This is a genomic window from Collinsella sp. HCP3S3_E5 (assembly GCF_052067635.1).
Classification (GTDB): Bacteria; Actinomycetota; Coriobacteriia; order Coriobacteriales; family Coriobacteriaceae; genus Collinsella.
Genome location: NZ_JBQHQF010000025.1, coordinates 19997 through 29997 on the forward strand (window position 1 = coordinate 19997; position 10001 = coordinate 29997).

The 10001-nt window shown below is 58.5% G+C and carries 9 protein-coding genes; 7 read left to right on the forward strand and 2 right to left on the reverse strand.

Going from position 1 to position 10001, the window contains the following annotated elements:
- From nusG to leuB, 7 genes are all read left to right on the forward strand, one after another.
- Nucleotides 1–537, forward strand: coding sequence for a transcription termination/antitermination protein NusG (nusG, locus tag ACTM82_RS07645; RefSeq protein WP_427718370.1), 537 nt, complete (start codon nt 1–3; stop codon nt 535–537).
- A 120-nt stretch (nt 538–657) separates the two neighbouring features.
- Entirely contained in the window at nt 658–1086 is a 429-nt protein-coding gene (gene rplK / locus ACTM82_RS07650; protein ID WP_022093893.1) for a 50S ribosomal protein L11, read from the forward strand.
- Between the two features lie 116 nt (nt 1087–1202).
- On the forward strand, nt 1203–1910 hold the full coding sequence (gene rplA, locus ACTM82_RS07655) for a 50S ribosomal protein L1 (protein WP_441048851.1): 708 nt from the start codon (nt 1203–1205) through the stop codon (nt 1908–1910).
- A gap of 426 nt (nt 1911–2336) precedes the next feature.
- Complete coding sequence (locus tag ACTM82_RS07660; RefSeq protein WP_441055516.1) at nt 2337–3872, forward strand: 2-isopropylmalate synthase; 1536 nt, start codon at nt 2337–2339, stop codon at nt 3870–3872.
- A gap of 42 nt (nt 3873–3914) precedes the next feature.
- On the forward strand, nt 3915–5180 hold the full coding sequence (gene leuC, locus ACTM82_RS07665; protein WP_195838496.1) for a 3-isopropylmalate dehydratase large subunit: 1266 nt from the start codon (nt 3915–3917) through the stop codon (nt 5178–5180).
- Nucleotides 5181–5431: 251 nt separating this feature from the next.
- Nucleotides 5432–5944 carry a 3-isopropylmalate dehydratase small subunit gene (locus tag ACTM82_RS07670; protein ID WP_427727054.1) on the forward strand — a complete coding sequence of 171 codons (513 nt, stop codon included), beginning with the start codon at nt 5432–5434 and terminating at the stop codon, nt 5942–5944.
- A gap of 6 nt (nt 5945–5950) precedes the next feature.
- Nucleotides 5951–7123, forward strand: coding sequence for a 3-isopropylmalate dehydrogenase (gene leuB, locus ACTM82_RS07675; RefSeq protein WP_441055514.1), 1173 nt, complete (start codon nt 5951–5953; stop codon nt 7121–7123).
- 50 nt (nt 7124–7173) lie between these two features.
- On the opposite strand, the gene ACTM82_RS07680 is transcribed toward leuB, so the two are convergent.
- The gene (locus tag ACTM82_RS07680) at nt 7174–7884 is read right to left on the reverse strand and encodes a metallophosphoesterase family protein (protein WP_441055512.1); all 711 of its coding nucleotides are present in this window, start codon (nt 7882–7884) and stop codon (nt 7174–7176) included.
- The gene (locus tag ACTM82_RS07685; protein WP_441055510.1) at nt 7881–9797 is read right to left on the reverse strand and encodes a BMP family ABC transporter substrate-binding protein; all 1917 of its coding nucleotides are present in this window, start codon (nt 9795–9797) and stop codon (nt 7881–7883) included. Before ACTM82_RS07685 ends, ACTM82_RS07680 begins: the two co-directional genes overlap by 4 nt.
- Nucleotides 9798–10001: the final 204 nt, after the last annotated feature.

Here is a 10001-nt window from a genome sequence, read left to right on the forward strand (position 1 = left end):
ATGTCTAAGCGTTGGTACGTCGTCCACACTTACTCTGGATACGAGAACCGCGTTAAGTCCGATCTCGAGCATCGCATCGAGACCATGGGCATGCAGGATCGTATCTTTGATATTGAGATTCCTATGGAGCGCGTCACCGAGATCAAAGAGGGTGGCAAGCGCGAGACCAAGGATTCTAAGATCTTCCCGGGTTATGTCCTGGTTCGCATGGAGATGGATGACGATGCATGGACGTGTGTTCGCAACACGCCCGGCGTCACCGGTTTCCTGGGCGGCAACGGCAAGCCCGCTCCGCTTTCCCGCGACGAGTACAATAAGATGACTCGTCGTCCCGGTAAGGGCGATTCGCCCAAGCGTACGTCGGTTGATATTGAGGTTGGTACGTCCGTCCGCGTCACCGATGGCCCGCTTACCGACTTTGATGGCAAGGTCTCCGAGGTTAACGCCGAGGCAGGCAAGCTCAAGGTCACGCTGATGATCTTTGGCCGCGAGACGCCGGTCGAGCTTGACTTTAACCAGGTCGCTGTCATCGCTTAAGTTTTCGTCCGTTCGCGCGAGCGTGCTTCTTCTGTGACTGCTCATCTCAGGAGTGCTTCTAACACGTGCGTGCTTACGATATAGCAAGTACTTCACACTCGTGATTCGAAAGGAATGACCATGGCTGAGAAGAAGGTTGCCAACGTCATTAAGCTCCAGATTCCTGCTGGTGCCGCTAACCCCGCTCCTCCCGTCGGCCCCGCCCTGGGCGCTGCTGGCGTGAACATCATGCAGTTCTGCCAGGCCTTTAACGCCGAGACGCAGGACAAGAAGGGCGACATTATCCCCGTTGAGATCTCTGTCTACGAGGATAAGTCCTTCTCCTTCATCACCAAGACTCCGCCGGCGGCTCACCTCATCAAGAAGGAGCTGAACCTCAAGTCTGGTTCCGCTAAGCCCCAGGCCGACAAGGTTGGCCAGCTCTCTCAGGAGCAGCTCACCAAGATCGCCGAGATCAAGATGCCGGACCTCAATGCCAACGACATTGACGCCGCCAAGAAGATCATCGCCGGTACCGCCCGTTCCATGGGCGTCACCATCGCTGAGTAGCGTTTTTCTAGGTAACGACGGGTGCTCCGACCGGGGCGCCCGTTAAATGTGTGCAATAGGGCACACGATACGATGTGGGAGGGCTCACGCCCGTTTAACCACAGGAGGTAATGCACATGGCTAAGCATGGTAAGAGCTATAACGCCGCTGCCGAGAAGGTCGACCGCGCCACGCTCTACACCCCCCTTCAGGCTGCCAAGCTCATCAAGGAGCTCGACACCGCCAAGTTCGACGAGACCGTCGAGGCCCACTTCCGTCTGGGCATCGATACTCGTAAGGCTGACCAGAACATCCGTGGTTCCATCTCCCTGCCCCACGGCACCGGCAAGACCGTTCGTGTTGCCGTCTTCGCCGAGGGCGAGAAGGCCCGTGAGGCCGAGGCTGCCGGCGCCGACATCATCGGTTCCGACGAGCTCGTCGCCCAGATCCAGAAGGGCGAGATCAACTTCGACGCCGCTATCGCTACGCCGAACATGATGGCCAAGGTTGGCCGCATCGGTAAGATCCTTGGTCCCCGTGGCCTCATGCCGAACCCCAAGCTCGGCACCGTGACCATGGACGTCGCCAAGATGGTCTCCGAGCTCAAGGCCGGCCGCGTTGAGTATCGCGCCGACCGTTATGGCATCTGCCACGTGCCCCTGGGCAAGAAGTCCTTCTCTGAGCAGCAGCTCGTTGAGAACTACGCTGCCCTGTACACCGAGATCCTGCGCGTCAAGCCCTCTTCTGCTAAGGGCAAGTACGTCAAGTCCATCTCTGTGTCTTCCACCATGGGCCCTGGCGTCAAGGTCGATCCCACTGTCCAGCGTGACTTCCTGGCTGAGTAACTTCTAGTTACTGCCTGAGCAAAGCAAGCATTGCTAAAGGAACCCGGTTCTGTCTCGTGCAGGACCGGGTTCCTTGCTATTTCGGGCCAAAACCAACACGAAGGAGATAGGCGCCTTTGTGGTGGTTTTGGTTCAAAATCCCCGTTGCGTGTCGTTTTGCCTGTGTTACACTTTAGCCCAATGTAGTGAATACCCGAGGCTGAAAGGAGCCAGACATGTTCTATAACAAACAGCAGCTCCTAGGCCTAGCGCTACTAGATTGGATAGCGCGCTAGGGTTGTAATTTCGCTATAACGATTAGTTGTACCCGGGTGCGCTATCTTCCGCCGCTTTTGGGCGTGATGAGCGACACGGGTATTATTCTATCTTGAGGCACTTCATCTCTCCTGAAAGCCATCTGTATCTTTAGCCTGTCAGGAGGAAATCATGAGCCGCAAAATCGCAATCTTTGACACAACGCTTCGTGACGGGGAGCAGTCTCCCGGCGCCAGTATGAATACCGAGGAAAAGCTCGTTATTGCACGCCAGCTGGTACGTATGAATGTCGACGTGATCGAGGCGGGATTTCCTATTTCGAGCCCCGGTGATTATCGTTCCGTACAAGAGATTGGCAAGATCGCGGGTGACCGGTGCACGGTATGCGGTCTCACCCGTGCGGTCGATAAGGATATCGAAGTGGCTGCAGACGCCCTCAAGACGGCTCAGAGGCCCCGTATCCATACCGGTCTGGGTGTGAGCCCCAGCCATCTGCGTGACAAGCTCCATATGACCGAGGATGAGGCTATCGAGCGCGCTATTCACGCCGTAAAGCACGCTCGTAAGTTTGTCGACGATGTCGAGTTTTATGCCGAGGATGCGGGCCGCTCCGATCAGGAGTTCCTGGTCCGCATTATCGAGGCAGCGATCAAGGCCGGCGCTACGGTCGTGAATATTCCGGACACCACGGGCTATAACATGCCCTGGGAGTTTGGTGCTCGTATTCGCGATCTGCGCGAGCGCGTGGCCGGAATCGAGGACGTTACGATTTCGATCCACACGCATAACGATCTGGGCATGGCCACAGCCCTTGCACTCGAGGCGGTCCGCAATGGCGCGACGCAGATCGAGTGCACCATCAACGGCTTGGGCGAGCGCGCGGGCAACACGGCGCTCGAGGAGGTCGTCATGGCCATGAGGATGCACGAGCAGGATCTGGATGCACATACCGATATCGTGACGACCGAGCTTACGCGCGCATCCAAGCTCGTCAGTTCAATTACTGGTATTAACGTGCAGCCCAACAAGTCCATTGTGGGCGCTAATGCGTTTGCCCACAGCTCGGGCATTCACCAGGATGGCGTGCTCAAGGCGCGTGACACCTACGAGATTATCGATCCCAAGGACGTGGGTGCAGCGGGATCCGAGATTATCCTTTCGGCACGTTCGGGCCATGCGGCGCTGCGCCATCGTCTCGCCGAGCTGGGTTATACGTTTGGCGATGAGGAATTCGAGTCGATCTATCAGCGCTTCTTGGAGATTGCAGATCAAAAGAAAGAGGTCTTTGACGAGGATCTGGAGTCGATGATTCAGGAGCGCCAGCGCGAGGTCAAGGCGATCTACACCCTCGACGCGCTCCAGGTTTCCTGCGGCGACCCGCTTATTCCTACGGCCACGGCAACCATTACAGACGAGGACGGCGCGACACGGGTGGTTTGCTCGACGGGTACCGGTCCGGTGGATGCGGCGTACAAAGCGGTCGACAAGGCCATCTCTGCCCATGGCGAGCTGACGGAGTTCAACGTTAAGGCCATTACGCGTGGTATCGACGCCATCGGTGAGGTGACGGTGCGCATCACCGCCGAGGACGGCAAGATCTACACCGGCCGCGGCGCGGATACCGACATTATCGTGAGCTCGGCCAAGGCTTACATCAACGCTATTAACCGCATGATTCAGACCAACCGTTCCAAGGCGGGAAAGTAACAGGCACCAGCCGGGCATGCGCCCGTACGAGAGAGGAATCACATGGCACGTCCCATGACCGTAGCAGAGAAAATTTTGGCGGCACACGCCGGGCTCGATGAGGTAAAGCCGGGCCAGCTGGTCGAATGCGACCTGGACATTGTGCTCGCCAACGACATTACCGCACCTATCGCGATCGATGTCTTTCGCGAGCTGGGTGCCACCGAGGTATTTGATCGCGATCGCATTTGCCTGGTGCCCGATCACTATGCGCCCAACAAGGACATTAAGAGCGCCGAGCAGACCAAAAAGATGCGAGATTTTGCGCACGAGCAGCATGTGACGCACTATTACGAGCAAGGTTGCGCGGGCATTGAGCATGCCCTGCTGCCCGAGCGCGGCGTGGTGGTCCCGGGCGATCTGATTATCGGTGCCGACTCGCATACCTGCACGTATGGCGCCTTGGGTGCGTTTTCGACCGGTGTGGGCTCAACAGACGCCGGCGTGGGCATTGCCACGGGGCGCGCATGGTTTAAGGTTCCGCCGACGATTCGCTTTGAGATTAATGGCGAGCTTGAGGACGGCGCCACTGCCAAGGACATCATCCTGCACATTATTGGCATGATCGGCGTGGACGGTGCCCTGTACCAGGCCATGGAGTTTGCCGGCAGCACCATCGAGGGCCTGTCGATGGAAGGTCGCATGACAATTTCGAACATGGCGATCGAAGCGGGCGGCAAGGCGGGCATTATCGAGGTCGATGATGTTGCCCGCGCCTGGCTCAAGGGGCGCTGCGAACGTGATTACGTTGAGTATCACGCCGATCCAGACGCCGAGTATGCCCAGGTTATTGCCATTGACGCGGCCGACATTAAGCCGTGTGTATCGTGGCCGCATCTGCCCAGCAACACCCATCCGGTGAGCGAGAGCCGTCACATCATGATCGACCAGGCGGTAATCGGCTCGTGCACCAACGGACGTATCGAGGATATGCGCGCTGCGGCCGAAGTCATGCGCGGCCATAAGGTTGCCGACGGGGTGCGTTGCATCGTGATTCCGGCGACCCAGGCGGTCTTCCGCCAGTGCATGAAGGAGGGATTGACCGACATTTTCCTAGATGCCAACTGTGTGTTCTCCACGCCCACGTGCGGTCCGTGCCTGGGCGGCTACATGGGCATCTTGGCGGCGGGGGAGCGTTGCGTTTCTACGACCAACCGCAACTTTGTCGGCCGTATGGGCGACCCCACGTCCGAGGTCTATCTGGCCTCGCCGGCCGTGGCGGCTGCTTCTGCCGTGGCGGGGCACATATGCTTGCCGTCTGACCTGTAGGGGCTACGGGGTCCTTCGACCTTTGCTCGCTACTGCGGACAGTCCTGGCACTTTTTTGTTCGCCGAAGGCGAACGCTAACTTTCCATTAGCTTTTTTGTAGCCGAAACGCGAACGAGGGATTTGATATTTGCTTGCGTCGAGTTCCGCACGAGCCGGAGAGCACTTAATGTGCTCTCCGTGCGAGCAGGACTGTCCGAGTAAGTAAGTAAATATCAAATCCCCCGCATTCCATGTTTGAACGGAGAATGATATGAACTTTGAAGGTTCGGTTTTTCGATATGGTCGTGACGTTGATACGGATGTCATCATTCCTGCTCGGTATCTGAACTCGTCCGACCATGCGCACTTGGCGGCGCATGCTATGGAGGATATTGATCCCGCGTTTGCCTCTGCCGTGAGGCCCGGTGACATCATTGTGGCTGAGGAGAACTTTGGTTGCGGTTCTTCGCGTGAGCATGCCCCGGTTGCCATTAAGGCTGCAGGGGTGTCGTGTGTTATTGCTAAGAGCTTCGCACGCATCTTCTATCGCAATGCCATTAACGTGGGCCTGCCCATTATGGAGTGCCCCGAAGCTGTCGATGCGATTTGTGCCGGCGATACCGTGAAGGTCGATACCGATGCGGGTGTCATCACCAACGAGCGTACTGGCGAGACTTTTACAGCTGAGCCGTTCCCGCCATTTATTGCCGAGATTATCGAGGCCGGCGGTTTGGTTGCGCGCACGCGTGCCAAGATTGTCGCGGCAAAGGCTCAGGAGGCGTAAGCGATTATGACGGTCAAGCTGGATAATCCGTTTTCAAACGGGCCGAGTAGCGAGAGCTGGAGCTGCAACGTGAAGAAGACCTATAAGATCTGCTGTCTTCCTGGTGACGGCATTGGGCCCGAGGTTATTGCCGAGGGTAAGAAGGTGCTGGCTGCCGTGGGCAAGCGCGCTGGCGTAGAGTTTGCCTTTGAGGATCACCTGATTGGTGGCGCGGCGATCGATGCGTGCGGCAATCCGCTGCCCGATGAAACCCTTGCGGCGGCAAAGGCGTCGGACGCCGTGCTGTTGGCATCCGTCGGTGGCCCAAAGTGGGATTCGACCGATCCGGCGGCCCCGCGCCCCGAGCAAGGCTTGCTGCGTATCCGCAAAGAACTCGGCCTCTATACCAACCTTCGCCCTGTAAAAATCTACGACGCACTTGCCAGCGCATCGACGCTTCGTCCCGAAGTCATCAAGGGCGTTGACATGGTACTCGTCCGCGAACTTACCGGTGGCATTTACTTTGGCAAGCACGAGCGCTTTTATGACGAGGGCGGTGCGGGCACCGACGGTGTGGCTGGCCAGCGCGCGGTTGACGTAATGGAGTACCGCGAGTACGAAGTTGAGCGCATCGCCCGCCAGGCGTTCGAGGCAGCTCGCAAGCGCCGCGGCAAGGTGACAAGCGTGGACAAGCGCAATGTATTGGAGACGAGCCGCATGTGGCGTGAGGTCGTGCATCGCGTGCATGACGAGGAGTATCCAGATGTAGAGCTTGAGGACCTGCTCGTCGACAACGCCGCCATGCAGCTCATTAACCGACCGGCCGACTTTGACGTCGTAGTTACGGAGAACATGTTCGGCGACATTCTCTCTGACGAGGCGGCGCAGATTACCGGATCGCTCGGCATGCTTGCCTCGGCTTCGCTAGGCGATGGCGTGTCGCTGTTTGAGCCGAGCGCCGGCAGCGCGCCCGACATCGCGGGGCTCGGTATCGCTAACCCGCTCGCGCAGATCCTGTCGGCGGCAATGCTGCTCACGTACGCGCTCGACATGGGTGGGCAGGCTGCTTGGATCGAAAATGCCGTGGCACGTGTGCTTGACGAAGGCTGGCGTACCCGCGACATTGCCGATGCCAGCACCCCTGCCGATAAGATCCTCGGCACGACCCAGATGGGCGATAAGGTCATCGCCGCGCTGTAGTGTCGAGATGTCCGGAACCACCACAAAGGTGCTTGTCCCCTTTGTGGTGGTTACCAGGGGGTTCTGGCGGTTGAGGACTCGATTGCCTCGTGGCGCTTGAGCTCGCGGCGCATGGTTTGCGAATTGAGCCAGGCTGCCTGCCATCCACGGATGGGGTAGCGCGCCTCGTCCAGCTCAAACTGCGTATAGCCGCAGGCGTTGATAATCGTCGTCCCGCATGCGTGCTGGCGTTCGCGTTGAAAGTCGCGAACATAGCATTGGTGCACATGCCCGTGCACCATGTAGTCGGGATTCCATGTCTCGAGTGCTGTGTTAAAGCATGCGAATCCTCGATGCGGCAGATCGTCCAGATCGCCCATGCCGGCGGCGGGCGCATGGGTGAGCAAGATGTCGCAGCCGCCGACCATCCTCACTTTGCGGGATAGCTTACGCATGCGCTTGGCCATCTCGCGCTCGGTGTACATGTTAGCGCCATCTCGATAGCGCATGGAGCCGCCAAGCCCCGCAATGCGGACGCCGCGATACACGTACACGGTGTCTTCGACACAGATGCAGCCGCCCGGTGCATGACGCGCGTAGCGGTCATCGTGATTGCCACGCACGTAGATGAGCGGTCTGTTGATGACCGTGACCAAAAACTCAAGATAGTCCGGGTCCAGATCGCCAGCGGACAAAATTAGGTCGACACCCTCAAAGCGTTCCTTGCGAAAGCACTCCCACAGGCATCGCTCTTCGGTATCGGCTATGGCAAGGATTTTCATAGAGCACGGACCTTCGGCTCATCGTCGGGCTGCGGAATGGTGCCCACCACGTTGTCTGCCAGCCAGTCCATCTCGACGATTTGCGTGCTCGGCAGTGGGGGAAAGCCCTCAATCTGCACCACGCCGTCTTGGCTATGGAGCTCGCCGCCAAATGGATTGATGGAGCCCTCGACGATGCCATTGCGGAGGAGCTGAACAAGCTTGCGCGTCTGATAGGGCAGACCCGGAGCGTAGCGAATATCGATAACGCCCGAGCTCATGCCATACCAGTAGTTGACGGCGCGAACCTGGCTGTCGTCACTGGTCTCGTCCCAGGTGCCATGCAGTAGACTTCGCACGATAAGCTCGTAGTATCGGCCCCAGTTCCATACCGGCATGGCAATGCCGGCAACCTTGCCATCGACCAGGCGGTGGAGTCCGTAGGCCGTGGGGTCTTCGAGCGACTTTGACATGTCGGCGCCGGTCATGACGCTCACACCTTCGCGACGCATGGCCTCGGCAAGGCCTCCGGCGGGCACATCGCCCCAAGTCAGGATAATTTGCGCACGGGGGTCGAGCAGCGAGGCGCCAATCGCAAAGGCGTTGATCTCGCTGAGTGCACCCGAGGCGAAGACCGACGCGTGGTAACCGATGCGGTGGTTGTCCGCCATGCTGGCGGCAAGGGCGCCCAGGAGAAACTTGGCTTCGTACATCTTGCCAAAGTACGAGCGGACGCTTTGGTGAGGAAGACCGATGGAGCAGTTAAGGAACCGAACCCGGGGATATTCAACGGCAGCCCTGAGCGTGTATTCCATCAGGCGGTGCGAGGTCGAGAAGATGACGTTTGCTCCATGTTTGACAGCCGTTTCCACGGCGGCGTAGAACACGTCCGGATCGTGACAGTCCTCAAACGCCTCGGTGCGCACGATACCGCCAAAGTGCTCATCGAGATACTGACGCCCTTGGTCGTGCAGCCTGTCCCAGCTCGACGTCGCACAGGTGAATTCATGGATAAAGGCGATGCGCAGGGGGTTGGCCGCCGAATAGACGGTCTTGCCCATAAAGAAGTTGAGCATGCCGGAGGTGGACTTGGCGGGCAACTCCTCCTCATCGACGTTTGGCGCTTCGACAAGATCGACCTTGTCCTCGTCACTTTTCCCGGCGATGACCAGTTCGCGCCAGATCTTGCACAGGCGGTTTACGACGATATCTGTCGGCGTATCCAGCAGGCGGTCCTGGTTGTACACATTGAGGTAGACGAGCATGGCGTCGGCGGGCGTAATGTCCAGGTGGTCGCCGCCCGCGCGAAGGTAGGCGCGCTTAAAGAGTAGGAAGGTGTGGCGCAGGTAGTCGACCTTTTTCTGGGGCCATTTTTCGATAAGGTTCTGACCGAGCATCTTGGCGAGCGTTTCGTAGCTTCCTTCGCGCGAGAACTCGATCTCGTATAGGGGGCAGACGCGCCAAAACGCGCAGAACTCGCCGTACAGGCGGCTTTCGACGGAATCCCATTTGCCGGGATAGAGGCGGGTGACCTTGGCCGAAACCGTCGGGGCGTCCAGGAATTTGAGGACGCTGACGCGCTTGTTGCCCTCTTGGACATAGAACCGATGCATGAACTCGGTGACAATGATGGGGTCGCGATAGCCCTCGGTTACCTGAATGTCGTAGAGGTTGGACCACTTGCGGGCGAACTCGGTGCTAAACGGCAGCAGGGGCATAAAGTTGCATGAAAAGGCGGACTGACGGCCCTTGGTAACCGTGCCGACAACCATTTCGAGCGGAATATCCCGCAGGCCGACATTCTCTCGCTGACCTAGGGGGAGCTGGGCAACCAAACTGTCGAGGTCCGTAAGGTATGGATGCTCGCTTTGGCTAATGGCGCGTCGACGTCCTTGCTCGCCGCGCTTGCGTGCTTGACGGTAGGCCTCTTCCATAGTTTGCTCCCTTAGTCGTTTAAACAACTGTATGAACTATTGTACCACGAATGAAAACCTCCCATTTTCCGATGTCAAAGAAATGGGAGGCAGTTCACTCATATGACCCAATCCGCTGTCAAGAGCCACAATGGCCCCGCCGACCGCTTGCAATCGGTCGGCGGGGCCTGCCGTTAACCCGTCCCGGTCCGCCCCCGGCATGTC